The following is a 26,291-nucleotide window of genomic DNA, read 5'->3' on the forward strand; positions in this document are numbered from 1 at the left end:
CACCTGCCATACCGCTGAAGTGGCGGCGGGTGCATGGGTACTCGCTCGCCTGAAATAGGGAGAGTAGTGCCATTGCCCGAGGATCTCGGTGCCGACGACACTCCGGGTCGGCACCGTCGTGCCGACGACACTCTGGCGCGGCACCGTCGTGCCGACGTCGATACAACCGCTCGTGTCGACGCAGTTGCGAGCGCGCTGGACAACCTGCAGCGCCGTCTGACCACACCCGCGCAGCTGCAGGGTTTCCTGCAGGAACTATGCGACTGTGTGGTGTCGACGATTATCGAAGCGGACATGGCCGGTGTGACCCTGGTGGACGAGGATGGGCGTGCCGAGACCGCGGCGTGCACCGATCGGCGCGCAGTGGACATCGACCTGAACCAGTACCGCAACGGTGAGGGCCCCTGCCTGGAGGCGGCCACCACGGGGCAGATCGTCAAGGTCCGGGTCGACGAGGTTGTCGAACGGTGGCCGGCGTTCGCGGCCGACGTGCGCGACATCGGTGCTGCCAGCTACCTGTCGGCGCCGTTGCGGCTGGGTGAGGCGCACGCCGGTGCACTGAATTTGTACAGTTTCGGCAGCCATGGATTCGGTGATCTCGATGTGGCGTTGCTGAGGATCTTCACCAGTCTCGCCGAGGTGGTGGCCAGGATGACGCGTGAGGCGGCGGCGGCCCACGACGAGGTGGCCGGGTTGAAGAAGGCCATGGTCACGCGCGGTGTCATCGAGCAGGCGAAGGGGATCCTCATGGCGGCGGAGCGGATCTCGGCCGACGAGGCGTTCCGGATGCTGGTGACCAACTCGCAGCGCAGGAACGTCAAGCTGGTCACCGTGGCGCACGAGGTGGTCGAGACCGTCGCCGCCGATGATGGCGACTCCGACTGACGAATCGCGGACAAGGCTCGGGTCAGCCGATGTATCGGCGCGCCTTCGACCGGGACTGCGGTTCCTCGAGGAGCACCAGTCCGGCTTCCACGGTGTCGGGCACCACGCGCCGGTGACGCAGAACCCACCGGGTCGACCTGAGGGCCTCGAGCAGGGCAGCCGCGGTAGCGCGGTCTTTCGGGGCGCTACGCAGGATCACCAGCGAGCGGCGCGCCGCGCTTCGCACCGGACGCCGCAACCAGAGGGTCCACAGTGTGTTGCGGATACCGAGTTGCCGGCGGCGGGTGGCGTCCCGGCTCACCGAGGGCTCGTGGTGGATCACCATGTCCTCGTTCCACACCATCCACCAGCCGGCGGCGGCGAGATCGAGGGCGAGGAGTTCCTCCTCACCGCCCAGCCACATCTTCTCGCAGAAGCCGCCGACCTGACGGAATGCCTCCACCCGGAACATCGTGAGGCCGGCCATCACGCCGAGGACAGCCGGACCCGGCAGCCACGACGGCCCGGGTACCGGTGAGTCCCGGAATTCCGGAGTGATCGGGTCCTCGACAAGGTCCGGTGCCACCAAGCACTTGCCGGTCACGGATCCGATCGTCGGATGCGCGTCGAGGACCGCGGCGCCGACGGTCAGGGCACCTGGTTGCCAGCGGGTGTCGTCGTCGCAGAACGCCACATATGGGCTCGTCACCAGCTCGACGGCCCGGTTCCGGGCGACGGCCCCGAGGTTGTCCCCCAACGCGAGGAGCCGGACCTGCGGGAATTCGCGCCGCACCATGTCGGTGGTGCCGTCACCGGAGCCGTTGTCCGCCACGATGATCGGTGCACGGTCGGGCAGGGTGGTCATGTGGGCGAGGGTTTTGCGCAGCTCGGCGCACCGGTTGTAGGTCATGACCACCACCGTGACCGGCGACGGCTTCTGCGGTTCGGCGCCGCTCACGGCCGGCTCCTCTCGAGTTCTTCGAGACGGCGTTCGAGGTGAGTGGGCACAACCCGCCGGTGTGCGACCGCGGCGGGGAGCTTGCGGATCGTGTCGAACAACGCCGGCGCCGCGGACGGTGTCCGGACCGCCGCGAACATGAGGGAGATGAGGGCACTCGCGACGGTCGGCACCGGTCGCCGCATCACGACGGTCAGGGTGTCGTTGCGGATCTCGCGATTGCGCCGGCGGCTCGCGTTCGCGCGGACCGAGGAGGGGTGGTGGTAGGCGACGAGGTCCTCGACGTAGCACAGTTCCCACCCCTGCGCGGCGAGGTCGAGTGCGAGTAGCGCCTCCTCCCCCACGAACTCGAGCACGTGCGAGAAGCCCCCCACGTTCTCGAATGAGGATCGTCGCACCACCGACGCGCAGGCGAGGAAACCCAGCACCGATGGGCCGGGGGCACCGGGCCGTGTTCCGAGCGGACTGCAGGCCATGCGGTCGTTGAGCGGGTCGTTGCGGGCCTGGGGGCCGACAAGGGTGCGGGCGGCGAGCAGCGCGATGGCGGGATGCTCGTCCAGTACTTTCTCCGCGAGGGGTAGAGCGTCACGGTCCCACCAGGAATCGTCGTCGCAGAACGCGATGTAGGGCGTCGACGCGGCCCACACACCGTAGTTGCGAGCGGCGGCGCCCTCATTGCGGGAGCGTGTAATCGTGGTCAGGGCCGGAATGACGCTGCGCGCCGCGTCTACGACGTCCGCGGTGTCGTCGGTGGACGCGTTGTCGACGACGACGATCGGGGGTATGGGCCGAAGTTTCGACAGTTCGAGGAGGGTGCGCGAGAGGCTCGTCGCCCGGTTGTGCGTCACTATCACGACGGTCGTCTTCGAGGTCACCCCGCAGTGGTACCCGAGTCGCGGCGCACCACAAACAGCCGGCCGAGGGAGAGGAGGTCGGTGCGCCGCTCAGCGTGACCGCAGTACACCGGACTCTTCGACGGCGGCGACGGAGAGGGTCCGGTAGCCGTGGTCGTCGAACAGGACAGTGATCCGGTCGGGTGCGGTGCTCATGACGGTTCCCGGGCCCCATTCGGAATGTTCGACTGCGGTGTCGACTGGCCAGGGTGCGTCCTGGTCGCAGGCGGCGGCCTCGTCGGTGGGCTCCGGGTGTTCGGTGGACTCGGTCGCGCAACATCGGTCACAGTTGCCGCAGGGCGGGTCGAAGGCCTCGCCGAAGTAGCCGAGCAGGAAGCTGCGGCGGCAGTTGCGGGTGTCGGCGTACTCGCGCAGCATCTCGACACGCGACCGTGCCAGGCGTTCCTCCGCGGCGGCACGGTCGGTTGCCCGCCTCAGGGCCTCGTCGGCGCTGAGGTCGCGGGCCGTGAAGCCTCTTCCTTCTCCGGCGACGGCGTCGACTTGTTCGAGCAGGTTGATCGCTGCCGTCACCTTGCGGCTCCCGGCGTCGAGTGCCGCGCGGAGGTCCTTGATCTTCGTGCGGCCACCGCTGCGAAGCAGTTCGAACACCTGGGCAAGAAAATCCTCGTCCGGTCGGTGAGACGCAAAGAACCTGCCGAGTGACAGCTCCTCGGGCCGGTAGAACAGCAGCGCCAACGCGCTCTCCCCGTCGCGGCCCGCCCGTCCGAGCTGCTGATAGTAGTTGTCGAGAGAGTCGGGAACGGAGGCGTGGACGACGAAGCGCACGTCGGGTTTGTCGATACCCATTCCGAAGGCGGAGGTCGCAGCCACGACGTCGAAGTTGCCGTCGAGGAATTGTTCGTGTACAGCTTCCCGCTCGGATCTCTTCATTCCGGCGTGGTACGCGGCGGTCCGCAGCCCGCGGTCGGACAGCTCTTCGGCGTAGAACTCGGCGTCCTTGCGGGTCGCCGTGTACAGCAATCCCGGTTGCGGAAGTTCCGGTACCCGGTCGAGTACGGCGCGTTCCTTGTCCGCTCTGTTGACGTAGCGGTCCACCTCGAGGGTGATGTTGGGGCGGTCGAAGCCCGTCGCGACCACCGCGGGATCATCGAGCGCCAACCGGTCGATGATTTCCTGCCGGACCGGGGGCGGCGCCGTGGCGGTCAGCGCGAGGACGGGTGGGTGACCGAGCCTTCGCACGGTATCGGCGATGCGTAGGTAGTCGGGACGGAAATCGTGGCCCCAGGCGGCGACGCAATGCGCCTCGTCCACCACGATGAGGGAGACGTCCGCTGCCTCGAATCGGGAGATCACGTCGCTGTTCGCCAGTTGTTCGGGGGCGACGAACACGTACTCGGCCTCGTGCTTCTCGACGGCACGCCAGGTGGCCTCGAGGTCGCGTGCGGACCGTGTGGAGTTGATCGCCACCGCCCGGGGTGCGCCCGCCGAGTCGATGCCGGCGATCTGATCCTCCTGCAACGCGATCAGTGGGGAGATGACCAGGGTCGTCCCTGTGAGCAGGACGGCGGGGACCTGGTAGATCGCCGATTTACCCGCCCCGGTGGCCATGACGACGAGCGCGTCGCGGCCGGTCATCAACGCCTGCATCGCCTCGAGCTGTGCGGGGCGCAGGGTGTTCCAGCCGAATGTGTCCCGCGCCGTCGCCTGCAATCTCTCGCGTAGGTCGGATGCGCGCTCGGTCATCGTCGTCTGCGCCATGGCGGCGTGGTCGGCGGCATCGTGAAAAATCAGCCCTGGTTCCGCTTCTTCGCACGCTGACGTGCGACGACGAACAGTACGACAGCCACCAGTATCACCAGTGCAATGAGCTCCATAGCTCCCGTTTACCCGGCTTCCCGGAACCTATGCACCCCGCCGCCGTCGTGGGCAGCATGCACACCGGGAAGGAGGTGAGGCCGAAATCGACAGGATGGGGTAACGTCAGTGTCCTGCACGGTTGAGCCCCCAGCCGCAAAGGACGGGCTGGGTTCGCACACCGTTCCCGTGCCTGTCTCCCTCGTCGCTACGACCGTGAGGAGTCCGACATGAAATCTGTTCTCAGTGCACATTCGGGACACCACGATTCTGCAGAAAACACCATGCTTTTCAGTTGGGCCACCGAGCCCGAGCACGGCAAGCTCACCGTCGAGTGCACCCCCGGTGCCGGCGGCGTTCTGGTCCTCCGTATCTCAGGTGACATCGACGTCACCACCGTTCCTCTCTTCGGTATTCACCTGGACGAGGCGATCAACGAACGCCTGCCGTTCGTTCTGGACTTGACCCACGTTCAGTTCTTCTGCGCATCAGCACTTTCGGTGCTGGAGATCATCGCCGGCCGCGCCCGCAGGCTGGGACTGCCCTGGGCGGTCACCGGGAACACCGCGGTCCGCCGGCCGCTGACCGCCATGAAGCTGGATACGGTGGTGCCGTATTCCACCTCCCTCGACGACGCAAGCAGGCTTGTCGCAGAGGGGCTCCCTACCCACGGGATTTCGGCGTGAACGATGAAACGCCGCAGGGCACATCCGACTTCGTCGTCGTGGCGAACCGGCTCCCGGTAGATCTCGAGACACTCGACGACGGGACCACCCGGTGGAAGCGGAGCCCGGGGGGACTCGTCACAGCCCTCGAACCGATTCTCGATCGGGAGAGCGGCTCGTGGGTGGGCTGGCCGGGCGTCCCCGACACCAAGGTCGAACCGATCGTGTCGGGGAAACTTCATCTGTTTCCGGTCGAGCTCAGTTCGCACGAGGTGACGCTCTACTACGAGGGTTTCTCCAACGCCACCCTCTGGCCGCTCTACCATGACGTGCTGGTCGCGCCGGTGTTCGATCGTGGCTGGTGGCAGACCTATGTGGACGTCAACCGGCATTTCGCCGAGGAGACCGCGCGCACGGCGGCCGAGGGTGCGACCGTGTGGGTGCAGGACTACCAGTTGCAGCTCGTTCCGCGGCTGCTGCGCGAAATGCGTCCCGATCTGACCATCGGCTTCTTCCTGCACATCCCGTTCCCGCCCGTCGAATTGTTCATGCAGTTGCCCTGGCGCAAGGAGATCGTGCAAGGACTGCTCGGGGCAGATCTCATCGGATTCCACCTCCCCGGCGGCGCCAACAACTTCCTCTTCCTCGCCGAGCGCCTGCTCGGACTCGACACCACCGCGGCGGGCGGCGGACATCGCAGCGGGCTCGGTGAAGTGCGGCTGAACGGTCGGGCCGTCCGGGTGGGAGCCTTCCCCATCTCCGTAGACGCCCGGCAACTCATCGACGAAGCGACGGATCCTGCCGTCGTCGCGCGGGCAGCGGAGATCCGGCGCGAACTGGGAGACCCGCGGAAGGTACTGCTCGGGGTCGACCGCCTCGACTACACCAAGGGCATCGATCTGCGTCTCGCAGCGCTCGGTGAACTCCTGGACGAGGGTCGTCTCGATCCGTCCGACACCGTGATGGTGCAACTGGCGACGCCGAGCCGCGAACGCGTCGAGCACTACATGAAGATGCGCAGCTCCATCGAGGAGCAGGTCAGCCACATCAACGGCGATCACGGTCAGATCGGCAAGCCTGTGGTGCATTACCTCTACCAGCCGGTGGACCGCCGGGAGTTGATCGCTCTCTACCTCGCCGCGGACGTCATGCTGGTGACGCCGATGCGGGACGGGATGAACCTGGTGGCAAAGGAGTACGTGGCATGCCGCACCGATCTCGGTGGTGCGCTGGTGCTCAGCGAGTTCGCCGGAGCCGCCGCCGAACTGCGCGGCGCCTATCTGGTCAACCCCCACGATCTGGACGGTGTGAAGAACACGATCCTCGAAGCCCTGGAACAGGACCCCGAGCAGGGGCGGCGTCGCATGACGAAATTGCACGAGCAGGTTGTCGAGCACGATGTGCATCGATGGGCCGAGTCGTTCCTGGGTGCGCTGACGCCACCGTGATCCGGCGCGCGCCGACAGGGCGCCGAACCATGATGCACCGCTCGCCCACGGACGAAGGAGTAATGAGTGATTCGGGTCGCCTCCGTACCGGCGTCTCATGTGTACGTTCGCCATCTGACCGATCCGGAGGGCAACGACACCGTTGTTCGACTCCCGGATCCGGTGCCGGCAGACGGACGGAAAGTTCCCGGCGGGTGGTGGCCGCCGTTGATGCTCGACCCGGAATGGATCAGCAGAAATCACCGAAGTTTCGATATTTTCCACATTCATTTCGGTTTCGACGCCATCGAGACGGCATTGATGAAAGACATCGTGCACGAGCTGTCGTCGCGGCGGAAACCGTTGGTGTACACGGTCCACGATCTGCGTAACCCACATCATCCCGACCCCGAACCGCACCTCGAAGCTCTGGACGTGCTGGTGCCCGCCGCCACCGAGCTGGTCACCCTCACTCCCGGTGCGGCCGCGGTGATCGAGTCGAATTGGGCCCGGATACCCACCGTCCTTCCGCATCCGCACGTCGTGGAGCGGCCCCTCATCGAACGCGCTCGGCCCGCTTCGGGAGCATTCGTCGTCGGTGTCCACGTGAAGAGTCTTCGAGCGAACATGGATCCGTTCCCGGTGCTCGACACCCTCACCCGAACCGTATCGGCGCTGGACGGGGCGCGCCTGCAGATCGACGTCCACGACGAAATTTTCGATCCGGCCAACCATTGGTACGCCCCCGACGCCGGAGCCCGGCTGCTGAGCTACGCCGAGTCGGACTGTGTCGACCTACGAGTACACCCCTACTTCTCCGACGAAGAGTTGTGGGACTATCTGTCCTCCCTGTCGGTGTCCGTGCTGCCGTACCGGTTCGGTACCCACTCCGGCTGGCTCGAGGCCTGCTACGACCTGGGCACCGCGGTGGCCGCGCCGTCCTGCGGGTTCTATGCCCAGCAAAAACGTTGCGGTAGCTACGATTTCGATGATAATTCCTACGGCGGCTCGTCGCTCGAGCGTTGCATCGAGGGCCTCTACGAGCAGTCGAACCTGCGGGCCACCTGGGGTGAACGCGAACAGGAGCGGCGAAACCTGGCACGGGCTCACCACGACCTCTACGAGCGGGCGCTCTCCTGGCGGGTGTCGTCGTGACGGCCGACCCGCTACGGATCGCCCTCATCGCATCGAGTCGCTACCCTATCCGCCAGCCGTTCCCCGGTGGTCTGGAATCGCACGTCTGGTATCTCGCCCGTACCCTGAGCGGCGACGGTCATCACGTCACCCTGTTCGCCGGCCCGGGTTCGGACCGCACGCTGGGCTGCGCTCACCTGCAGGTGCGGACCTTGGATGTCAGTCATGCCGCGCGGCAAGATGTTTCGATGCCGTCGATGTGGTTCATGCAAGAGCATCACGCCTACCTGCAGCTGATGCTCGACCTGTCCGGCCCACTCGCCGAGTCGTTCGACGTGGTCCACAACCACAGCCTGCACTATCTACCGGTCGCCATGGCATCCGCCGTTCCGGCACCCGTGTTGTCGACGCTGCACACCCCGCCCACTCCGTGGCTGGAATCGGCGCTCGCAGTGCGTTCGGGCGCCGGGGCACATTTCGCCGCCGTGAGCAGACACACCGCGGCGGCGTGGCAGCACGCCGTCGACGACATCGAGGTGGTGCCGAACGGGGTCGATCTGGACAGCTGGCCCGAAGGTCGCGGTGGGCCGCACCTCATCTGGTTCGGCCGGCTGGTGCCGGAGAAGGGCGCCCATGTCGCGGTGGACGCCGCCCGGCGCGCCGGTTTCCCGATCGTGCTCGCGGGTCCGATCAGTGATGCCGAGTACTTCGACCGGATGATCCGTCCTCGGCTGGGACCGGAGGTCACCTATCTCGGGCATCTGGCGCAGCCCGAGCTGGCGGCAGCGATCGGCGGGGCCGCGGCGACACTGGTGACTCCCCTGTGGGACGAACCGTATGGGCTGGTGGTCGCAGAATCGTTGGCGTGCGGAACGCCTGTGGCGGCGTTCGCCCGCGGTGGGATCCCCGAGGTGCTCACCCCCGATTGCGGCAGTCTCGTCGCCGCGGGGGATGTCCCGGCCCTGGCCCGGGCGATCCCGGACGTCGTCGGGCGCTCGCGTGCGGCGGCGCGCGCCCACGCCAGGGAACGTTGCTCCGAGCGCAGGATGGTCGACACGTACGTCGACCTGTACCGGCGACTGGCGCGGGGCCACACCCGACCCCGGGCGCAGGGTAGGGCCACACCGTGATCGGTTACTACATTCACCACCACGGTCATGGCCACCGGATGCGGGCATCGAGTATCTCCGCGCAGTTGCAGTCGCCGGTCACCACACTGTCCTCGGCGCCGCCACCGCCCGCGGGACGCTTCGCCGACAGCATCGCGCTGGCCCGTGACGACCGCGGCAGTGACCCCGTCAACCCCACCGCCGACGGTGCGCTGCACTGGGCGCCCACACACGACAACGGGCTGCGGACACGGATGGCCAGGATCGTGTCCTGGATCGACGCGACCCGCCCCGCCCTGGTGGTGGTGGACGTATCGGTGGAGGTGGCAGCGCTCGTGCGGTTACTCGGTGTCCCGGTCGTGCTGATCGCCATGCCCGGCGAGCGCAGCGACGCACCGCACCATCTCGGTTACCAACTGGCCGACCACATCATCGCCGCATGGCCGCAAAACCTGTACGACCCCCGGTGGTTGCGCGAATTCGCCCACAAGACGACCTTCGTGGGCGGGATCAGCCGGTTCGAGGGACGCGCCGTCACCGCACCCGCCCCGTCCGGGCAGACCCGCATCCTCGTACTCAGCGGGGCGGGCGGAACGTCACTGACGATGGACGACATCCGGCGCTGCGCACACGAGCACCGCAACTACCGGTGGCAGGCGCTCGGCATTCCGGGGGCGCCGTGGGCCGAGGACCCGTGGCCGCACCTGTGCGGTTGCGACGTGATCGTCTCGCATGCCGGGCAGAACGCGGTGGCCGACATCGCCGCGGCGCGTCGTCCGGCGATCATCATCGGTCAGCCACGACCGTTCGACGAGCAGGTGGAGACGGCACGCGCACTCGGGAACGCGGGACTCGCCGTGTCGATACCCCGATGGCCGGAGACGTCGCAGTGGCCGCAGCTCGTCGACCGTGCGCTCGCACTGGGCGGCGAGCGATGGGTCCGCTGGCAGACGTCCGGTGCGGCGGCCCGCGCCGCCGCGGTCATCGACAGTGTGGCCAAGCGGGCGGGCGGACTGCGATGAAGACGGCGGTCGTGACGATCGTCGCCCGGCGCGAACACCACCTCCGGCAACATCTGCGTTCCGTCGGGCAGATGACGGAGCGGGTGGGCGATCACGTCGTGGTCGCGATCGGCGACCGCAAAACCACCGAGGTGGTATCCGAGGTCGGCGGCGCCCGCAGTGTGTGGTGCGACCACGACGGCGGACCCCTCCCCCTGGCGGCTGCCCGCAATCTCGGCGCCGATGCTGCCCTGGCGGCCGGCGCCGACCTGATCGTGTTCCTCGACGTCGACTGTCTCGCCGGCCCGGCGCTGCTGCGGCAGTACCGGGTGGCCGCCGACCATCCGCGAAACCAATCCGCGCTGCTGTGCGGGCCGGTCACCTACCTCCCGCCGCCCGGGCCGGGTGGCTACGACCTGGACCGCCTCGCCGAGCTGCGGAATCCGCATCCCGCCCGTCCCGCACCCGAGGACGGGACCGTCCTGACCGGGACCGACTTCACCCTCTTCTGGTCTCTGTCGTTCGCCGTGAGGCGCGAGACCTGGCACCGCATCGGCGGATTCTGCACCGAATACCGTGGATACGGAGGTGAGGACACCGATTTCGCGTGTTCCGCGGCCGAGGCGGGGACCGGTCTGCGGTGGGTCGGCGGCGCAGACGCGTTCCACCAGCACCATCCGGTGTCCGATCCGCCCGTCGAGCACCTGGGCGACATCCTCGCCAACGCTCACCTGTTTCACCGCAGGTGGGGATGGTGGCCGATGCGGGGATGGCTCGAGGCGTTCGAGGCCCTCGGCTTGATCGACTACGACGCGGCGCAGTTGCGGTGGGTACCCCGGTGATCTCACTCGGCGGGAGTGGTCACCGATTCGACGATGCGACGCGCCACCTCGGCCAGCTTGAGATGCTCCTGCTGGGACTGCACGACGAGGATCTCGAAGGCCTGGTCGGCGGACACACCTTGCAGGGCCATCACGATGCCTTTGGCCTGCTCGATGACGGCGCGGGTTTCCATCGCCTTGGTCAGGCCCGATATCTCGTTCCTGGCCCGTGTCACGCTGTTCGCGCTCCTGAGGAGCCCCTCGATCGCCGTGGTGTACACGAGCAGGACGACGGCGTCGAAGTCGCTGAAACCGTGGTCTTCGCGCCCGTAGAGGTCGAGGGTGCCGGCGACGCTCTCGTCGACCGTGAGGGCTGCCGACAGGACACTGCGCATCCCGGCCTGCGCGAGCTCCTCGGCCAGGGTGGGTGCCTGCACGGCCGCGTCGACGAGCCGCAACCGCAGAACCTTCCTCGCCGCCGCGGTGGGGGCGCCGTCCGCCGGAGCGGACGGTCGGTGCTGTAACAGGTGCCGGGGGTCGACGGCGCGCACCGCGTCGTCGGTCGAAGCGACGGTCACCACCTCGCCGTCCCGCACGAGAGAAATCCCCGCCAGGTCGGCGTCGGGGATCGCGTCGACCACCTGCTCGCAGACCCGCCGGAGGAGAATGTCCATCTCCACCTCGGATCCGCAGTTCCTGTTGAACTCGTCGAGAGCAACTGCCAGGGAGCCTAATTGGGCCGCTACCGTGGCACCGTCGAGGGCAAAAGGCATCGACCCGGGGAACTCACCAGCAGTCTCGACCATTCTCGGATACACCTCAAATTCCGGGTGTAACCGAACGGACACCCACTGAACGAACGCAGCAGCTGTCTCTACCGTCGAGATGACTTTACTCGACCGCGGATGTCCTCCTGCCCACCGATACCCGCAGCCGGGACGCCGCCCACACCGGTCAGCGAACCCGCTGGTCGTCCCCGCCGGCGAGTGAGTTCAACGCCGGTGCGCACGGCCGCAGGAGGCCTCCGGCGCTCATCGAGGAACCCGTGGTCCGACTGTCGTGACGGGCGACGACTTCCTCGAAACGTCGCAAGCGTCGCCGAGCGGTGCGCACGGCGGCTGCCCGGTCGCGATGCTCGGCATCGACACCGAATGACGTCCGGATCACCTCGGCGAGGGCCTGCACGAACTCGGCCGCCGCCGTACCGATCGGCGGCGGCAGGGGGTCGAACGGCGGATGAGGGTCGATGGTCAGTTCTGCCGCGCGCAGAATCTCGGCACATTGGGGCCACGCCTCGGACAGGGCGACCACGGCGCTGCCCCACCGCTCCTTGGCGGCGAGCGCCGGGGAGGTGGCTGACCGGAGGTTGCCGCGGGCGCTCTCCTCGGTCCAGGCCACCGCCTCGAGCGCCTCGTCGAGTTGCGAGCGGACCTGCGCCGACCGCTCGTTCCACGAAGTTGCCCGGCCGCGGGCCCCGACCCGCAGCTCCTCCGGCACCTCGGCCAGCAAATTCGCGGCGGTCACCCCCACCCCGGTCACCACGCGCTGCGACCGCTTCACATACAGCGGCGGCAGGAACAGGGCGTTCACCGCGACCCCGGTAGCCGCACCGAGGGCGATCTCCACGATGCGGAAGCCGAGCACACCCGGGTCCTCGGCGGCGCCGTACGTCACCATGAGCAGTGCCGTCACAGCCACCCAGATGCCGCTCGAACCCAGTCGGCGCCAGCGCCCGAGGAGCAGGCCCACCAGAACCGCGATCCCGACCCCGACGGTGATCGAGTCGACGAGTGCTCCCACGGCCGCGGCCAGCACCACCCCGAGGGACACGGCAGCGAGCTGTTCGGCCGCCACCCGCAGCGAGCGGGACACCGTCGCCTCGATCATGAACACCGCCGCGTACGGCGCCAGGAACGGCTGAGGCAGCGCGAACACCATGGTTGCCAGCACCCATGCCAGGACGGCGGCCGTGGCTGCCTTGACCGCCTGGATCAGGACGGTGCCGCGATCGCCGTCCGACGTCCACATTCGAAGGCGGCGGAACACCCTCACGTGTAGCGGAGCAGGGCCGCGCAACCGTCCGCGGGCGTCAGCCGCTCGTCGGTCCGGATCAGGGTTGCACCGGTAGCGATGGCGGCGAAGGGCAGCGCTTCGTCCGCCCGCCGCGTGACTTCCACGGTCGAGCCCATTTCGGACAGCTGGTCGGCGTTGGTGGCCACCCAGGTCGGGGTGTCCCCGACCAGCACGGTGCGGTTCTCGAGATCGCCGATGACGAGCGCGTCGACCTGTCCGGCGCGCAGCGCCGCCGTCACCGCTTCGAGTCCCTCGACGGCAAGGCCCGACGCTCGGCCGCTCCCGGCCCGCACCCGGTCGGCGGCGTCGTCGATCACCGCCAGTCGGCGGCGCGCCAGTTCCTGGTCGATGGCACGGTGCACGTCCACCGTGCCCGCGCCGACGGCGCGCGACCCCGATTCCAGGGCCACCGCGGCGGCTCGGGAGCGTTCGGGCAGGGTGGCCAGCAGCTGGGTGCGCGACTGCACCTCCCCGATCACGAAGATCGGCTCCGCGTGATGTTTGTCGGCGAGAACGGTCAATCGATCGGCCACGGTGGAGAGGGTCCGCCGCGCGGCTTCCTCTTCCGGCGGCTGCGGATCCCCGGAACGGCGGGTGTCGGCCCCGGCGGCCGCCTGCGCCGGCTCGTCGGCGCCGGACACCGTCTCCGACAACAGGGCTCGCCCCTGCGTGTCGTACACCGACAGATCGGCACCCTCATGATCGACGGCGACGACGAGGTAGGGCGATCCGGTGGCTCCGTGTTCGACGATCGGCACGAGGTACGGCAGATCGGAATACCGGGCCACCGTCGCGGCAGGCGGCCGGAGCAGGTGCTCGTCGAGGTAGACCCGGGTGGCGTCGGCGACCAGTCCGCGGCCGCTGCGACCCACCGCCGGGGAGGCGGTGAGGACGGCCTCCTCGAGTGTGTCGAGCACCGCGTCGGGCGCCCCGTCACCGCGAAGTTGCTCGCGCAGGCCGCGCCATCTCAGCTCGAGCTGTTTGGCGGCGTCCTCGGTGTCGTGCGAGTCCTCGAAGTAGACCGAGGCGAAGGGTCCCTCCGCGGAGATCAGGGGGTGGAAGCGTTCGGCGTGCACAGTCTTCTCCAATCCACGTGTACGACAGTTCTCGTGTGCCCGGCATCCGGTCTGAGAAACCGGCCCCGCCGTCACACCAGCTGACGCGGTATCCGTCGGTGCCAGTTCTGCGAATACACCCGTCGATCCCCGTGTACGGCATCGAGCTCGAACGCGTCCAGGTCCGCGGTGATCACGAAGTCCGTGGCCGTCGACGTCAGGACCGTGCGAGTGCGGACCTCGGTCCGCCAGTCGTTCCGCTCGTATCGGCGCACGGTCTGCGTTTCGCCGCGCGCCGAATTCACATCGTTGCCGCGGAAACTGAACCACTCCCGCGTCGCCCTGCTGACGACGGTCCCGATCTCGTCGATACGGAACGAGCCCTGGTCGTCGACGATCTCGAGCGTGGAGGTGCCGCTCTCGAGGTCGCGAATGGTGCGCCAGTGGTGCTCCCCCCGGCGAAGCCGGGTCACCGCCAGCTTTTCGGCGGCCCGGGGTTCCCCGAGGTCGCGCAACCGGGCGTCGTCCTCGTCGCGGGGCGGGCGGACGGGCAGGACGAGGGTTCCGCCGGTGGAAACCGTCAAGGTCACCGGTTCGGGTGGGGGCCATGCCAACGGAAAATACGAGGTGGACAGTGACAGCCGCACGCGATGCCCGGCCGGGAACACCTGGGCTGCGCCGTTGAGCGGCAACCGAATCCGGTACTTCCGTCCCGGCGCGAGGGGGGCCGGATGTTCGCTGCCGTCCCGGTGCGTGAGGTTGAGCACACCGTAGGTGACGCGGGTGGCCTCCCCGTTCGGGGCCACATCGGACAGGCGAGCGGCGAGCATGGCGACCGGGGTATCGGACGACACCTCCAGTTCGACCTCCGGTAGCCCGAGAATCTCCAGCGGCTCGTCGAGCGATTCGGTTTCGAAAACCAGTGCGCCGCCGTCCTCTTCACGCTGATCCGACGGCAGATCGGGGGTGGCCGCGTAGGACGCCCACTTACCGGCGAACATGCCCACGCTCATCGGCGATTGGAGGAAGAGCGGGCGGGGTTCGTCACCCTCCTGGGCGGCCGCACCGGTTTCGGTGAGGATGTGCCGGCCGAAGGTGTACCGGCGCTGCTCGACGTGGGGCGACGGCCAGGACGGTTCGGCGACCCACCGGCCCGGCCGCTGCGCGTAGGAAGGATTCGGTTCCACGCTGTTCTGCATCCATGCCCGCACCATCGGTTCGTCCATGACACCGTTGTCGATTCCCTTGAGCCAGTGATCCCACCAGCGGACGACCTCGGCGAGGAAGTCGATCGCCGGACCCGGCACACCGAGGTGCGGGTATTTGTGGCCCCACGGCCCGATCAGGCCCTTGCGCGGGACGTCGAGATGTTCCATCAGGCGGAAGATCGCGTTGGTGTATCCGTCCGCCCATCCCCCGACCGCCAGAACCGGGCAGCGCACAGCGCTGTAGTCCTCGTTGACGGAGGCACGTTTCCAGTAGTCGTCCCTATGCTGATGCTCGAGCCAGTTCTCGATCCACAACCCACTGCCCCGGAGCCGTTCCAACCACATCTCCCGCCAGCTGTCTCCGACGATCGCCGGATCCGGTGGCAGGCTGTTGAAGGCGAACATCACGGTGGCCTCGGACAGGTTGTCGGAGAGCAGGCACCCGCCCATGTAATGCATGTTGTCGACGTAGAGGTCCTCGGTGGCCGAGGCGCTGATGATCGCCTTGAGGGCGGGCGGGCGCTGCGAGGCGACCTGCAGGCTGTTGAAACCGCCCCAGGAGATGCCCATCATCCCCACGTTCCCGTCGCACCACGGCTGCCGGGCCAGCCACGCGATCACTTCGCAAGCGTCGTCGTGCTCGGCGGGAAGGTACTCGTCCTGCAGGACGCCGTCGGAGTCGCCGCTGCCGCGCATGTCGACGCGCACGCAGGCGTAACCGTGGCCGGCGATATAGGGGTGGTTCAGGGCGTCGCGCCCGCGGGTGGAATCACGTTTGCGGTACGGCAGGTATTCGAGCACCGCCGGGACCGGATCAGTGTCCGCATCGACCGGCAACCATATCCGGGCGGCGAGCCGGGCTCCGTCCGGCATGGTGATGAAGGTGTTCTCGATGGTGCGGACCTCGCGGGGGAACGCGGTGACCGTCTGCATGAAAAGGACCGTCCTCTCAGTGCTGGTTCGGGACCGGCTCGAACTCGAATGGCAGTTCCGCCAGCGCGCGGTCGACGTGCTTTTCCAACTGGGCGATGTCTTCGGCGCCGATGTACATGGTCCCGAGCACATAGCGGTAAGCGTCCTGGTTCGGCAGGTCGGCGAGGCGGTCACCGGGCCGGACATCGATGAGGACTTTCGTCTCGGGCACCGCCTTCTGCACGCGGGCAATGTCCTCACCGCTCGGCACCCTTGTCACGATCCCGTCCTCGTAATGCGGGATGATGCATTTCGCGGCCACGCCGAATGTGCCGTGCCGCCGCTGCATGCGCGGTGGTGTGCCGAGCGCGATGTCGATCGCCACCTCGTGGTTCGACATGCCGTCCACCTTGGCGAACAGGTCACTGTGCGACTGCGAGATGCGGGTGTTCACCTCGATCAGCCAGAGCTTGTCCTCCTTCTCGTCCCACATGAATTCGGAGTTGAAGCAGCCGTTGTCGAATCCGACGTGCCGCAGGTACCGCTCGGTGATGTCGATCATTCGTTGCTGCACCTCGGGCGGCACCGTGCTCGCCGGATAGTCCAGTCGGTCGAAACTGTGTCCCGTGGCGTCCTTGTGCATGTCGAAGACCCCGTGCACCGAGAACTCGCCGTTGAACATCGTGCCCTCGGGGGCGGCCTGGATTCCGGTGATCACCTGCTCGGCGAGACACGTCGTGCCCGACGCCCCCCGTACCGCCTCGGGGAGGTCGACGCGCCGGAGCGCTTCATCGAACGCATGCCCCACCAGGCCGATCCTCTCGCGTATCTCTGCGATTGCCGCATGGAAGGCGGCCGCATCACCGATCTCGAACCCGAGTTGGGAGGAATGCGACTTCACCGGCTTCACCCAGAACGGGAACTCGAGCCCGATGGAATCGAGGGCGTGGTCGTCGAACGGGTCGAATGAGGCGAACCGGGGCACCGTGTCGGGTACGGATTCTTGCTGGGCGAGCCGGCTCCAGTACTTGTGCTCGCAGGCGAGCACACTGCGCAGGGGCGGCGCGGGAATGCCTCGCTCGGCGGCCAGGATGGGTGCCAGAACGCTGGTGGGAAAGTCCCAGTGGGCGATGATCGCGTCGACTGTTCCGGGAAACGCGTCGAGTTTCTCGCGGCACCTGGTGAGGAGATCCTCGAACACGTACTCGTCCGGGGCGACAAGTGTGTGGTAGTCGAGCAAGCCGTGGAATTGGTAATTCTTCGCGTCGCGGACGGTGCCGAGTTCTTCGCGTTGCATGTCGGTAAGGCCGAGAATGAAGATGTTCTTACCCATACGTTGCAGCGTTCCCGCAACCACTTCCCGGGAAACGGGAGATTCGTACCGCGAGCCTCTGGGTACGCAGGAGACGGGATCGATTGTCCAACCGAGGAAGGCGACTGATGAACACCCACGTGACGGTGAAACTCTTACGCGAACTGCTCGACTCGTCACTGCCCGACGCGACTCTGATTCTCGTCGACGGGACTCCTCGGGTGGTCGGCTCCGCGGACCTCGAGGACAAGGCGCAGCCGTTCGTCATCGTCACGCGGGACGACCTGCGCGATCGGCTTCCGAAGGATCGGGAGTACGGCGACAGTGATCTCGAATTCCATGCCGCCGAGCTCGAATCGACGGTGGCGTCGCTCGGCGGGTGAACGGCCGCTGCTCAGCCGTCTCCCAGCTGCTCCCGCAGCCCGGCGAGAGTCCGGGCCAGGATCCGGGACACCTGCATCTGGGAGACGCCGACCCGCTGCGCGATTTCGGTCTGTGTCATCGAGCCGAAGAACCGCAACATCAGCACTCGGCGCTCGAGTGGAGGTAGCTTCTCGAGGGCCGGCCGCACCGCCGCATGACTTTCCACATTCGCCAACTCGGGGTCCTCCTCGCCGAGTGTCTCGGCGAGCGGAAGGTCATCGGGATCGTCGCCCATGGTCGCATCCATCGACAAGGTTTGATACGCGTTCTTCGCGAGCAGCCCCTCCGACACCTCGCGGACGTCGAGGTCCAGTTCCGCCGCGATTTCGCTGGCGGACGGGGAACGACCCAGATCCTGGGACAGTTCGTCGACCGCTTTGGTGATCAGTGCATGCATCTCCTGCATTCGCCGGGGCACACGCATCGACCATCCGACATCGCGGAAGTAGCGCCGCACCTCCCCCATGATCGTGGGCACGGCGTAGGAGACGAAGTCGTAGCCGCGGTCCGGATCGAAACGGTCGACTGCTTTCACCAATCCGAGGCGCGCGACCTGCAACAGATCCTCGTGCGCCTCACCGCGACCACCGAACCGGCGGGCAATGTGCTCGGCCAGCGGCAGGCACCGGGTGATGACGTCGTCGCGCAGCACCGATGCCTCGGCGGACGTACTCTCGAGCGCCCCGAGGCGCGCAAGGGTCGGCGCCACGTCCTTGTAGTCATCTCTGCCGGGACGGCGCCGCTCGCTGCGTTCCGACACGGGCGACACTAGAGGGTGCCCCGGTGTTTGACGAGGTCGACGGTGACGCCTCGCACACCGATAGCGTCGTCACGGGTCCCCTCGGTCACCGACACCGTATCCATCAACGTTTCCAGTACGTGCCAGCCGAAGCTCTCTCGGTTGGGCACACCCGCCCGGGTGAGGAACCCACCGATGGTGACGTGCAAAGCGTTCTCCGCTACCGCGAAGGAGCAGGTCAACTCCGAACTCGGCTGCGCTGCCGCGATCAGTTCCGAGCACACCTCGTCGACCGCGAGTTTGACATCGGCCACGTCGTCGAGGGTGAAGTCACCGAGGACGGCGAGGGTCTCTGCAACCGCACGCACCACGGGCAACTGTTCGAACTCCGCCGCTACACGAAGCACCACGGGCACACCCGATCTCGTTTTCATCTGCGTAACCTCGTCGACCTCGGCCATCTGCACTCCACGTCTGTCGTCGGTATCTTCGACTTCCGGCAGCGTACCCAGGGAGTGCACTACTCAACCGACCGACAGCCGCAGCGAGCACGCGGGCAGCGGAACCGACCGGTAGGAATTCCGGCGACCAGGGAGGTGCGTACCCCGCCGGGGGCCCGGGTACTTCGCTCTCATGACTCCTCTTACCGCACTCGCCCTCACCTGTTCGCTGAAACCGTCTCCGGCACCCTCGAGTAGTGAACTGATGGCCGAGCAGGTCCTCGCCGAGCTGGGCAAGCACGGGGTGACCGGGGACACCGTGCGACTGGTCGATCTCGACATCCGCCCCGGAGTCGGCACCGACATGGGAAACGGCGATCAGTGGCCGGATGTCCGCACACGCATCCTCGAATCCGACATCCTTCTCGTGTCGACACCGACGTGGCTCGGCCAGATGTCGAGCGTGGCCAAACGGGCGCTCGAGCGGCTGGACGCGGAACTGTCCGAGACCGATGAGCAGCAGCGTCCCATCCTGTTCGACAAAGTCGCGATCGCGGCCGTCGTCGGCAACGAGGACGGGGCCCACGCAATTGTCGCCGACCTGTTCCAGGCCCTCAACGACTGTGGTTTCACCATTCCCGCACAGGGCTGTACGTACTGGAACGGTGAGGCGATGACACCCGGTGACTACAACGACCTCGACGAGGTGCCGGAGGCGGTGGCGTCGACCACCGCGACCTTGGCGCGCAATGCGGCACACCTGGCGCGTGCCTTGAAAACCGAGCCGTACCCTCCGGGAGACTGAACGGCCGGCGCCGACGTCGTGCGCGGCTACCGCACGGCCCGGATGACCACCAGTTCTTCGGTGCGCTGCCCGGGCGCGATGAGGCCCCTGGATTCGAACAGGGCCCGCCGCGCGGCGAGGACCGGGCCGAACGGGATCTCGGTGCGGGCCACCACGTCGACGGACAGGCCCTGCTCCTCGAGCATCGTCTGGGTCTTTTCCACCCCGCTCAACGCGGATTGTGCGAGCAGCAGTGTTCCGCGGTCGCCGAGAACTTCGGGTGCCTCGACGCAGATCCGGTCGAGAAGTGCCCGCCCGTCCTTGCCCGCATCCCAGGCCCGGGCGATCCCGGTGTCGGGCAGCTCGTCGTCGGCCGCCGGCACATACGGCGGGTTGGACACCACGAGGTCGAACCGTTCGCCGCGCACCCCTGCAACGAGGTCGCTACGCAGCACCCGAATGTGGTGGCCGCGCAGCCGCGCGTTGGTCCACGCGGTGACCAGAGCCCGGCGCGAGACGTCGACCGCCGTCACGGAGTGGGCACCGGCCTGCGCCGCGCGCAGCGCCAGTACGCCCGTGCCGGTACACAAGTCGAGAACGCTTCTCCCCGGCGCGAGCCCGTGACGGTCGAGAACGTCGGCGAGAAGCCAGGTATCTTCCTGCGGCGGATACACCCCGGGAATGCGCAGCAACATCGTCGACTCCTCATCATGCACCGACAGCGATCCGCGTCGACCGCCACACTCGACAATACGGAGGTCCCTGTCCATTGCGAGGGACACGCCGCCGAAGGGCTGAGGATGTGATGTGACCGCGGGCGGGCCGGGGACGTCCGTCACCGGGCGCTCTGCCTGCGCGCGGTGATTGCCCCATGCGGCCTGTGGCCACTCCCCGTGCGTGTATGTGCCTCGAGCACCTCGAAGCCGGCCTCGAGCAACACCTGGCTGAGTTCGGCAACCGGCCATCGGTGGGCCGTGGTGACGGCATGGTCGAAGGTCTCCACGGTCGCTCCTTCGACGAAGCCCACCAACAACCCCCCACCCGGCTGAAGGACGCGCGCGAACTCCGCGAGCGGAGTCCGGATCTCGTGCGGATCGTGGTGGATGAGCGAGTACCAGGACAACACACCACCCAGTGATCCTGTTGCGGCGTCCAGCGCCTCGAAGCCGCCGACGTCGAACACGAGGTGTGGATACTGCGTGCGAGCTCGTTCTACGAACTCGGGCACCAGGTCGATCCCCCTCACCTCCAGTCCGCACTCGGCCAGGAAGTCCGTCCACTGTCCGGGACCACATCCAGCGTCGAGCACGGGACCGGTGAGAGTGGTGGCCCAGGCACTCACCAGAGCCCGATCGGACGGGTGCGTCGAGGCCATGGAGCCGAAGAGATCCACGTATTCCCGGGATCGGGCCGAGTAGGACGCTCGGACGGTATCGACTCGTTGCGCGCTCGTGTTTTCCATGCCCACGATCATCGTCGATGGGGTGCACCCTGCCGGACCCCGCCAGGACGAAATCACTCACCTACGGTCTGGGATCTTCTGGTTTACGACGAGCAGCTACCCGCGACACACGAACTCATAGCTGCCTTCCCCGACACCCCCTTCGTTTGGAGGCGGCCGGTTGGCCGGTCGAGCTCACCGCCGAAGGCTTTCCCGGTGGGCAGAACGCCTCACGGCGGTGAGCCAGTTTCCGAACGTCGTCCTGAAGTTGCAGGGAATCGCCCTCATATTCGGAACATCCCTCGATGCGATCGGAAAATGGGTACGGACGGCGCTCAGCAGCTTCGGTGCCCGGCGATGCATGTTCGCCTCTCATTATCCGATCGACCACCTGCTGTGGGACAGCCGAACAATGGTATCCACCGTCCAGGCGGCCCTCGACGACGTGCCGGCGACAGAGCAAGCGCTGTTCTTCGGCGACACCGCCCGGCGGGTGTATCGACTGTCGGCCGGCAGTCGATGTTCAGCCACCCGACGCAGGCCTGGCGCGCCTAGCACGAAACATCGTCCAATGAAACAAGTTTCGAACAGCACAAGCTTCTAGGCGCCGGCTACAGCGGTCACTTCCCGTCCGAGTCGCTCGCCAGAGTCCCGACAAGCGGTCCTGCGAACCAGTGTTCGACATCGGCGCGGCTGCGGATCCGGACGATGGTGAGGTCGGATCGTCGCTGCGCAAGTGCGGAGATTCTGAGTTCGCTCTTGTGGTGCGTGGTCCAGGCCCAGCGCACGATGTGATCTCGGTCGAGAAGGAACCGGCGCAGGGGCGGCTCGATGTTGCCGTTCCAGAGCACCTCGCGGCGTAGTCGTCGCCGAATGGTGCGGGCGGTGACCTGGCGCATCACGGTGGCGCGGGGCAAGTCGAGCCAGACGAGCAGATCCGCACGATCGGCGAGTAGGTCGCGTACATTGCCGTACTGCCATTCCGTGACCCACTGGGGTCGCGAGCTGAATTCCTCCACATCGGTGAGGAATTGATCGCGCGGTATCCAGTTCGATCCGTGATACAGCGCGTCGATCTCGACATGTTCGATACCGAGCAGCGTCGCGATGCGCGCGGCAAGTGTCGTCTTGCCGGCGCCGGAGGTTCCTGCGACGAGGACTCGCCGGGGTCGACGCGCAAGGCTCTGACGGGGGTCGATCATGGGCACCGGGACACCGTAACGGACAGCACTGGCACGGTATCTCGACGGAGAGGTTACCGTCACCCACGGCTAACAGAATTCGGTGCCGAACCGGCACAACCACATACGGACCCCACCATCAGGAGGGTTCCGCTGGACCCGAAGGAGTATCCGACGACCGGCGCCCCGTGGTGGGATGCCGGAGGTGCGACGGGCGCCTTCACGACCTGCGGACTCCAAGAGGGGATCGTCACCTATGTCAGTCTGGGCTGCAATCCCATTCGCCCCCAGTGAAGAGTCAGGAATGGTGGTGAACCGGCGGCAGATCTCGTTGCACCAACCGCAGATCGGAGGCTGCGATGATGCCGGGAAAGTAGTAGTAGCCCTCCGGAGATTGGATCAGGTCGTCAGCGTCGATGCTTCGGACCTCCCACACGTCCACCGCTCCGCCCGTGTTGTTCATCCGCACGAACCAGTCGCGTTCGAAGTCGTCGGCCGCGAGAAAGCAGCCCTCCTGCTCCGGACGACGGCTTCCCGCTATACCGGGGGCAGCACCCATTCGGCTCCAGTCCAGGCCGTGTCGCGAAATGGATGCACGGTTCAGGACCGAGGTGACGTGGTAGCGAATGTGCATGTTCCGACGGTAACAACAACCAACGCGCGTGAGCATCGCATTTATCGCCGTGAGAACCCCGACCACGACACTCGCGCACGCTGTGCCGACGTCCCCGCGGGCAAGGGTCTCGGGAACCCGCTCAGTACACGTTGATGTCGGTGCCGCTGGGAATATGCGGACGATCGGTGGTCAGCGTGACCTCGACGCGACCGGATCCGGTCTCGAGGTGTGCCCACGGTTCAGCCGGGAAATCGATCACGCCTCCACTCACCTCGGCGGACCACGTTCCTGCTGCCCCGGTATCCGCGTTTCGCCAGTGCAGCGTTGCGGATACCGAGCACAGCACACCAGGCGTCGTCGACATACCGACGAACGTCGCGTTGAGCCGAACGTAGACCAGCCCGGGCAGCCTGTCCGTCGCGACGGTGACTCCCCCGATTCGGCCGCCGCAGGCGACTCCGTCCGCGGCGGTCACCGTGTCCGGGATGTACACCCATCGGTCTTGCGTCTGATCCGCCGCAGCAGGGCTGCTGGTGGCGAACATCCCGGCCAGCACCAGTCCACTGATCGCGATCGACCGACGGAACTCGGGAAGAAACATGGTGCTCCAGACACATTCGTGAACAGCGGTCCCGACCGTGACTGGGCGGGTGGATCGGACGCAAGCCAGGTCTGCGTCTAGCGATTACCGATCAGACGGGATGGGTCCGGGTCACCTACCGGGCACGACCGAGATGGTTCCCCGACAGACGGCGTTCTGAGGATTGACGAACCACCATCCGGCGCCGGTCTGGACGGTGACGGTGAACGACACCGTTCCGGTTCCCGCCCAGGTGCGGTTGATCGGTATTCCAGGCTTCTGCTGCCAGGCCGCCTCATCGCTGACGCTGTGACCGGTCGCACCTGTCGTCGTGTTGTGCCAGTCGACCGACACCCTCGTGCCGTACCAGTTGACTCCGATGCTGGGGATCAGACCACCGGGCGGCGCGGGCAATTCGTTGCCGCCGCTGAGCAGAATCGACGGCTCCAGCGCGGTTCCACCCGGTCGAAGCGACTCCCCGGAGGCGGCGTTGACGGTCCACGTGAATGGCGGTGCCCACATAAGAGGATTCGCGCTCGAACACGTCATCGTTGTCGATGTCGGTGGCGCGGGCTGAGCACTCGCGACCGCGCCTCCCCCGGCCACCACTGCAGTTCCCACCCCGAGCGCAGTGAGTGCGGCCGCGCCTACGCGGCGTCCCAGCTTGTTACTCATGAGCACTCCATTTCCTTTGTTACCGCGAGAATGAAGACGTCGTCCGCCCCCTTCCACTTTCGGAGACGGAACAGAGTTTGTTACAGATGATGCGAAGTGGACGCGAGCTGGCGTGGGGGTCCCGGCCCGAGTCCGCCGTCTACTCCGGTGTGTCCGTGAGGTCCGCCATCGTGGGGGAATACCGGAGCGACGCGTCCAACTGACGGATCAGTTCCCCGACCCGTCCTCCCCCACCCGGGGCCACCGGGTAGCGGCGCAGGACCTCTACCACCACGTGATCCGCAAGTCTCTGCGCCCCCGCGAGGTATTCGGCTCCGACGACGGGATCGTCGCCGGCGGAGAGTTCGAACGCTCGTGCGGCATGAGCGGCGGAGCCGAGGATGTGCTTTATCTGCGTGGCTTTGGCGAGTGGATGGAGGAACGCCGCACCGGCCGCGTGGCCGGCCGCGCGGGCAGCGTCGCTCGCTGCGGGCTGTCCTGCATCGCGGGCCTCCTGAGCAGCCCGATGTGCTGCCCACGCTCTGTGGCGGAGAGTTGTGGTCCGCTCGGCTCCCTCCGCGAACGCCCCTGCACCGTCGATCGCGGCTCGTGGGCGCTGATCGTGCGGGCGTTCACGTTCGAAAACCGCCAATGCAGGTCGCGCGCACGCCACTGCAAAGCCGGCGACCTCGCGAAGTTCCGAGCGGCTGAGTTCGATCTCGCTGGAGTCATCCGCCATGGGGTCACCCTTCCGCACAGGGTCCTGAGCTTCAACATCACCAAGGCAGTGACCAGCTGGAGGTGCCGGGTCGGTCAGGGCACCTTGGGCGGGTTGTCCGGGAGGAGGAGTGCGCCGATGTCGTTGCCGATCGGCACGGTGTTGTTGGCGTTTGCGTTGGCCGTCGGTCCGAGCGTGGCGTAGACGACGATCGTGGTCTTCGACTCCGTGTCGTAGAGGGCGATGCCGTTGTAGCCCCCGAAAGCCGGGTTCATGAGCAGCCAACTGCCCAGGTGAACGGTTCCGAATGCGAAGTACCTGTCCGCAGTCAGCGGGCCCAGCCCGGCGGTCTTGTCCGCCATCATCTCCGTGAACGCCGTGTCGGAGAGGAGCTCGCCGTTGCCGAGCGCCCGTACCCACCGCGCGACTTCGGCCACCGTCGAGTTCATGTTGCCGCTGTTGAGGAACGCCGTGGGATTCCAGAACGTGGAGTCCTCGAAGACGCCACGTTCGTTGGTATAGCCGTGCAGAATCGGTTCACTGATCTCGGGTGTCAACATCACGCTGCTCTGATTCATCCCGAGTGGCTGAAAGATGCGTTCCTTCAGCAGATCACCGAGCGGCTTTCCCGTCGCCTGCTCGAGTACCACTCCCAGCAGGCACAGATCGCTGTGCGCGTAGGCAAAACTGGTCCCCGGTTCGAACAGCGGTGGGCGGGAATTGGCGAGGGCGAAGATCTCCTGAGACGTGAAGCCTTTGATCGGATTTGCGTAGAAGGTCTTCAGGAATTCGGGGTTGGTGACGTAGTCCGAAATGCCCGTCGTGCTGTTGGCGAGCATCCGCGGGGTGATCTTGTCGGCGCGCGGAAAGTCGGGTACCCACTTGGCGATCGGCTCGTCCAGGCTCAGCGTTCCGGCTTCGCCCAGCTGTAACAGAACGGTCGACAGCATTGGTTCCATCGGCTGGCCGACTCGCAATTGCATGTCACGCGTCGCGGGAACGCCGAGCGGCGACTCCCCCACTGCTCCGCTGACAATTTCCTCGTCACCGCGCCACACACCGAAGACGGCACCGCTGAGATCGAGTTCCGCCAGCTTGTTGCGAACTACGTCGACGATTCTGTCGGCGTCGGGATCGTCCGCGTGCAGTGCATCCGCACCGTGCTCTGTTGTCTGCTGTCCGCCGCGATCTTCCGAGCCACAGGAAACGGCGCCGCAAACAAGAACGATGCTGAGCGCGGCAACCGCGCTTCGACGCAGCCGGCTGCGAGTCGACGAACTCATGAGGTCGATCCCTTCGTGCGCAGGGTCGAGCGGGACTCGCTGCTTCCTGATTCTAGGCACAAATCTTCCTCGGCCTGAGGGTTTCTGGCCGTCAATCACGGGCCACCGTGTTAGTCCGCCGCGAAGTACGCGATCAAAGCCTGCCGAATATGTTGCTGCGGCGAACACCTCGTCTGCGGCAGACT

Annotated in this window: 27 protein-coding genes and 1 pseudogene; 10 read left to right on the plus strand and 18 right to left on the minus strand. The window is 66.8% G+C overall.

Annotated features, from left to right (window positions below; translation table 11 throughout):
- Positions 1-66 precede the first annotated feature (66 nt).
- Complete coding sequence (locus R4P95_RS10470) at positions 67-885, plus strand: GAF and ANTAR domain-containing protein (protein WP_317744918.1); 819 nt, start codon at positions 67-69, stop codon at positions 883-885.
- A gap of 22 nt (positions 886-907) precedes the next feature.
- On the opposite strand, the gene R4P95_RS10475 is transcribed toward R4P95_RS10470, so the two are convergent.
- The 3 genes from R4P95_RS10475 to R4P95_RS10485 all read right to left on the minus strand — a co-directional run bounded on the left by R4P95_RS10475 (position 908) and on the right by R4P95_RS10485 (position 4,434).
- On the minus strand, positions 908-1,822 hold the full coding sequence (locus R4P95_RS10475) for a glycosyltransferase family 2 protein (protein WP_317744916.1): 915 nt from the start codon (positions 1,820-1,822) through the stop codon (positions 908-910).
- Positions 1,819-2,697, minus strand: coding sequence for a glycosyltransferase family 2 protein (locus tag R4P95_RS10480; RefSeq protein ID WP_317744914.1), 879 nt, complete (start codon positions 2,695-2,697; stop codon positions 1,819-1,821). The genes R4P95_RS10475 and R4P95_RS10480 overlap by 4 nt, the downstream gene beginning before the upstream one ends.
- 69 nt (positions 2,698-2,766) lie before the next feature.
- Positions 2,767-4,434 (minus strand): RecQ family ATP-dependent DNA helicase, encoded by a 1,668-nt coding sequence (locus R4P95_RS10485; protein WP_317744913.1) that lies wholly within the window; start codon positions 4,432-4,434, stop codon positions 2,767-2,769.
- A 326-nt stretch (positions 4,435-4,760) separates the two neighbouring features.
- Between R4P95_RS10485 and R4P95_RS10490 the strand changes: the two genes are divergently transcribed.
- The 6 genes from R4P95_RS10490 (at position 4,761) to R4P95_RS10515 (ending at position 10,708) form a co-directional block, all read left to right on the plus strand.
- The gene (locus R4P95_RS10490; protein WP_213572079.1) at positions 4,761-5,216 is read left to right on the plus strand and encodes an STAS domain-containing protein; all 456 of its coding nucleotides are present in this window, start codon (positions 4,761-4,763) and stop codon (positions 5,214-5,216) included.
- Positions 5,213-6,643 (plus strand): trehalose-6-phosphate synthase, encoded by a 1,431-nt coding sequence (locus R4P95_RS10495; protein ID WP_317744912.1) that lies wholly within the window; start codon positions 5,213-5,215, stop codon positions 6,641-6,643. The genes R4P95_RS10490 and R4P95_RS10495 overlap by 4 nt, the downstream gene beginning before the upstream one ends.
- Before the next feature lie 66 nt (positions 6,644-6,709).
- A complete protein-coding gene (locus tag R4P95_RS10500) occupies positions 6,710-7,777 on the plus strand; it encodes a glycosyltransferase family 1 protein (RefSeq protein ID WP_317744910.1) in 1,068 nt (355 codons plus the stop codon).
- The gene (locus R4P95_RS10505; RefSeq protein WP_317744909.1) at positions 7,774-8,886 is read left to right on the plus strand and encodes a glycosyltransferase; all 1,113 of its coding nucleotides are present in this window, start codon (positions 7,774-7,776) and stop codon (positions 8,884-8,886) included. Before R4P95_RS10500 ends, R4P95_RS10505 begins: the two co-directional genes overlap by 4 nt.
- Positions 8,883-9,887, plus strand: coding sequence for a glycosyltransferase (locus tag R4P95_RS10510; RefSeq protein WP_317744907.1), 1,005 nt, complete (start codon positions 8,883-8,885; stop codon positions 9,885-9,887). The genes R4P95_RS10505 and R4P95_RS10510 overlap by 4 nt, the downstream gene beginning before the upstream one ends.
- A complete protein-coding gene (locus tag R4P95_RS10515) occupies positions 9,884-10,708 on the plus strand; it encodes a glycosyltransferase family 2 protein (protein ID WP_317744905.1) in 825 nt (274 codons plus the stop codon). Before R4P95_RS10510 ends, R4P95_RS10515 begins: the two co-directional genes overlap by 4 nt.
- A gap of 2 nt (positions 10,709-10,710) precedes the next feature.
- Here the strand turns inward: R4P95_RS10515 and R4P95_RS10520 are convergent, their stop codons facing one another.
- The 5 genes from R4P95_RS10520 to R4P95_RS10540 all read right to left on the minus strand — a co-directional run bounded on the left by R4P95_RS10520 (position 10,711) and on the right by R4P95_RS10540 (position 17,268).
- On the minus strand, positions 10,711-11,493 hold the full coding sequence (locus R4P95_RS10520) for a GAF and ANTAR domain-containing protein (protein ID WP_317744904.1): 783 nt from the start codon (positions 11,491-11,493) through the stop codon (positions 10,711-10,713).
- 148 nt (positions 11,494-11,641) lie between these two features.
- Positions 11,642-12,715, minus strand: coding sequence for an FUSC family protein (locus tag R4P95_RS10525; protein ID WP_317744903.1), 1,074 nt, complete (start codon positions 12,713-12,715; stop codon positions 11,642-11,644).
- Between the two features lie 20 nt (positions 12,716-12,735).
- Positions 12,736-13,836, minus strand: coding sequence for a hypothetical protein (locus tag R4P95_RS10530; RefSeq protein ID WP_317744901.1), 1,101 nt, complete (start codon positions 13,834-13,836; stop codon positions 12,736-12,738).
- 71 nt (positions 13,837-13,907) lie between these two features.
- Positions 13,908-15,956 carry a CocE/NonD family hydrolase gene (locus R4P95_RS10535; RefSeq protein WP_317744900.1) on the minus strand — a complete coding sequence of 683 codons (2,049 nt, stop codon included), beginning with the start codon at positions 15,954-15,956 and terminating at the stop codon, positions 13,908-13,910.
- A gap of 16 nt (positions 15,957-15,972) precedes the next feature.
- Entirely contained in the window at positions 15,973-17,268 is a 1,296-nt protein-coding gene (locus R4P95_RS10540; RefSeq protein ID WP_317744899.1) for an ATP-grasp domain-containing protein, read from the minus strand.
- Positions 17,269-17,375: 107 nt separating this feature from the next.
- On the opposite strand from R4P95_RS10540, the gene R4P95_RS10545 reads away from it, so the two are divergent.
- A complete protein-coding gene (locus tag R4P95_RS10545) occupies positions 17,376-17,630 on the plus strand; it encodes a hypothetical protein (RefSeq protein ID WP_317744898.1) in 255 nt (84 codons plus the stop codon).
- An 11-nt stretch (positions 17,631-17,641) separates the two neighbouring features.
- On the opposite strand, the gene R4P95_RS10550 is transcribed toward R4P95_RS10545, so the two are convergent.
- Together R4P95_RS10550 and R4P95_RS10555 are read right to left on the minus strand one after the other, a co-directional pair.
- Positions 17,642-18,439 (minus strand): SigB/SigF/SigG family RNA polymerase sigma factor, encoded by a 798-nt coding sequence (locus R4P95_RS10550; protein ID WP_159922410.1) that lies wholly within the window; start codon positions 18,437-18,439, stop codon positions 17,642-17,644.
- Positions 18,439-18,870 (minus strand): ATP-binding protein, encoded by a 432-nt coding sequence (locus tag R4P95_RS10555; protein ID WP_213572091.1) that lies wholly within the window; start codon positions 18,868-18,870, stop codon positions 18,439-18,441. The genes R4P95_RS10550 and R4P95_RS10555 overlap by 1 nt, the downstream gene beginning before the upstream one ends.
- A 172-nt stretch (positions 18,871-19,042) precedes the next feature.
- Between R4P95_RS10555 and R4P95_RS10560 the strand changes: the two genes are divergently transcribed.
- Complete coding sequence (locus R4P95_RS10560; RefSeq protein WP_213572092.1) at positions 19,043-19,654, plus strand: flavodoxin family protein; 612 nt, start codon at positions 19,043-19,045, stop codon at positions 19,652-19,654.
- A 26-nt stretch (positions 19,655-19,680) separates the two neighbouring features.
- Here R4P95_RS10560 and R4P95_RS10565 read toward each other — a convergent pair whose 3' ends face one another.
- Both R4P95_RS10565 and R4P95_RS10570 read right to left on the minus strand, forming a co-directional pair.
- On the minus strand, positions 19,681-20,328 hold the full coding sequence (locus tag R4P95_RS10565) for a HemK2/MTQ2 family protein methyltransferase (RefSeq protein ID WP_213572093.1): 648 nt from the start codon (positions 20,326-20,328) through the stop codon (positions 19,681-19,683).
- A gap of 140 nt (positions 20,329-20,468) precedes the next feature.
- Positions 20,469-21,095 (minus strand): class I SAM-dependent methyltransferase, encoded by a 627-nt coding sequence (locus R4P95_RS10570; RefSeq protein WP_317744897.1) that lies wholly within the window; start codon positions 21,093-21,095, stop codon positions 20,469-20,471.
- Between the two features lie 66 nt (positions 21,096-21,161).
- Between R4P95_RS10570 and R4P95_RS10575 the strand changes: the two are divergent.
- Positions 21,162-21,588: pseudogene (locus R4P95_RS10575) on the plus strand (amidohydrolase family protein); the annotation flags it as partial.
- A 106-nt stretch (positions 21,589-21,694) separates the two neighbouring features.
- On the opposite strand, the gene R4P95_RS10580 reads toward R4P95_RS10575, so the two are convergent.
- The 6 genes from R4P95_RS10580 to R4P95_RS10605 all read right to left on the minus strand — a co-directional run bounded on the left by R4P95_RS10580 (position 21,695) and on the right by R4P95_RS10605 (position 26,106).
- Positions 21,695-22,276: an AAA family ATPase gene (locus tag R4P95_RS10580; RefSeq protein WP_317745123.1), complete on the minus strand. Its 582-nt coding sequence runs from the start codon at positions 22,274-22,276 to the stop codon at positions 21,695-21,697.
- Positions 22,277-22,553: 277 nt separating this feature from the next.
- The gene (locus tag R4P95_RS10585) at positions 22,554-22,889 is read right to left on the minus strand and encodes a hypothetical protein (protein ID WP_317744896.1); all 336 of its coding nucleotides are present in this window, start codon (positions 22,887-22,889) and stop codon (positions 22,554-22,556) included.
- Positions 22,890-23,010: 121 nt separating this feature from the next.
- A complete protein-coding gene (locus R4P95_RS10590) occupies positions 23,011-23,472 on the minus strand; it encodes a hypothetical protein (RefSeq protein WP_317744895.1) in 462 nt (153 codons plus the stop codon).
- 111 nt (positions 23,473-23,583) lie between these two features.
- Positions 23,584-24,126 carry a hypothetical protein gene (locus R4P95_RS10595; protein WP_159922394.1) on the minus strand — a complete coding sequence of 181 codons (543 nt, stop codon included), beginning with the start codon at positions 24,124-24,126 and terminating at the stop codon, positions 23,584-23,586.
- 139 nt (positions 24,127-24,265) lie between these two features.
- Positions 24,266-24,844, minus strand: coding sequence for a putative immunity protein (locus R4P95_RS10600; protein ID WP_213572096.1), 579 nt, complete (start codon positions 24,842-24,844; stop codon positions 24,266-24,268).
- A 74-nt stretch (positions 24,845-24,918) separates the two neighbouring features.
- Entirely contained in the window at positions 24,919-26,106 is a 1,188-nt protein-coding gene (locus R4P95_RS10605) for a serine hydrolase domain-containing protein (RefSeq protein WP_317744893.1), read from the minus strand.
- Positions 26,107-26,291: the final 185 nt, after the last annotated feature.

The organism is Rhodococcus sp. IEGM 27, assembly GCF_033142305.1.
Classification (GTDB): Bacteria; Actinomycetota; Actinomycetes; order Mycobacteriales; family Mycobacteriaceae; genus Rhodococcus_F; species Rhodococcus_F oxybenzonivorans.

Bases quoted from the DNA above. Each gene is read 5' to 3' on its own strand.
- R4P95_RS10535 (WP_317744900.1), bottom strand. From the start codon at position 15,956: ATGCAGACGGTCACCGCGTTCCCCCGCGAGGTCCGCACCATCGAGAAC.
- R4P95_RS10600 (WP_213572096.1), bottom strand. From the start codon at position 24,844: ATGGCGGATGACTCCAGCGAGATCGAACTCAGCCGCTCGGAACTTCGC.
- R4P95_RS10560 (WP_213572092.1), top strand. From the start codon at position 19,043: ATGACTCCTCTTACCGCACTCGCCCTCACCTGTTCGCTGAAACCGTCT.
- R4P95_RS10565 (WP_213572093.1), bottom strand. From the start codon at position 20,328: ATGTTGCTGCGCATTCCCGGGGTGTATCCGCCGCAGGAAGATACCTGG.
- R4P95_RS10540 (WP_317744899.1), bottom strand. From the start codon at position 17,268: ATGGGTAAGAACATCTTCATTCTCGGCCTTACCGACATGCAACGCGAA.
- R4P95_RS10590 (WP_317744895.1), bottom strand. From the start codon at position 23,472: ATGTTTCTTCCCGAGTTCCGTCGGTCGATCGCGATCAGTGGACTGGTG.
- R4P95_RS10490 (WP_213572079.1), top strand. From the start codon at position 4,761: ATGAAATCTGTTCTCAGTGCACATTCGGGACACCACGATTCTGCAGAA.
- R4P95_RS10585 (WP_317744896.1), bottom strand. From the start codon at position 22,889: ATGCACATTCGCTACCACGTCACCTCGGTCCTGAACCGTGCATCCATT.
- R4P95_RS10555 (WP_213572091.1), bottom strand. From the start codon at position 18,870: ATGGCCGAGGTCGACGAGGTTACGCAGATGAAAACGAGATCGGGTGTG.
- R4P95_RS10545 (WP_317744898.1), top strand. From the start codon at position 17,376: ATGAACACCCACGTGACGGTGAAACTCTTACGCGAACTGCTCGACTCG.
- R4P95_RS10570 (WP_317744897.1), bottom strand. From the start codon at position 21,095: ATGGAAAACACGAGCGCGCAACGAGTCGATACCGTCCGAGCGTCCTAC.
- R4P95_RS10580 (WP_317745123.1), bottom strand. From the start codon at position 22,276: ATGATCGACCCCCGTCAGAGCCTTGCGCGTCGACCCCGGCGAGTCCTC.
- R4P95_RS10605 (WP_317744893.1), bottom strand. From the start codon at position 26,106: ATGAGTTCGTCGACTCGCAGCCGGCTGCGTCGAAGCGCGGTTGCCGCG.
- R4P95_RS10525 (WP_317744903.1), bottom strand. From the start codon at position 12,715: ATGTGGACGTCGGACGGCGATCGCGGCACCGTCCTGATCCAGGCGGTC.
- R4P95_RS10485 (WP_317744913.1), bottom strand. From the start codon at position 4,434: ATGGCGCAGACGACGATGACCGAGCGCGCATCCGACCTACGCGAGAGA.
- R4P95_RS10520 (WP_317744904.1), bottom strand. From the start codon at position 11,493: ATGGTCGAGACTGCTGGTGAGTTCCCCGGGTCGATGCCTTTTGCCCTC.
- R4P95_RS10595 (WP_159922394.1), bottom strand. From the start codon at position 24,126: ATGAGTAACAAGCTGGGACGCCGCGTAGGCGCGGCCGCACTCACTGCG.
- R4P95_RS10515 (WP_317744905.1), top strand. From the start codon at position 9,884: ATGAAGACGGCGGTCGTGACGATCGTCGCCCGGCGCGAACACCACCTC.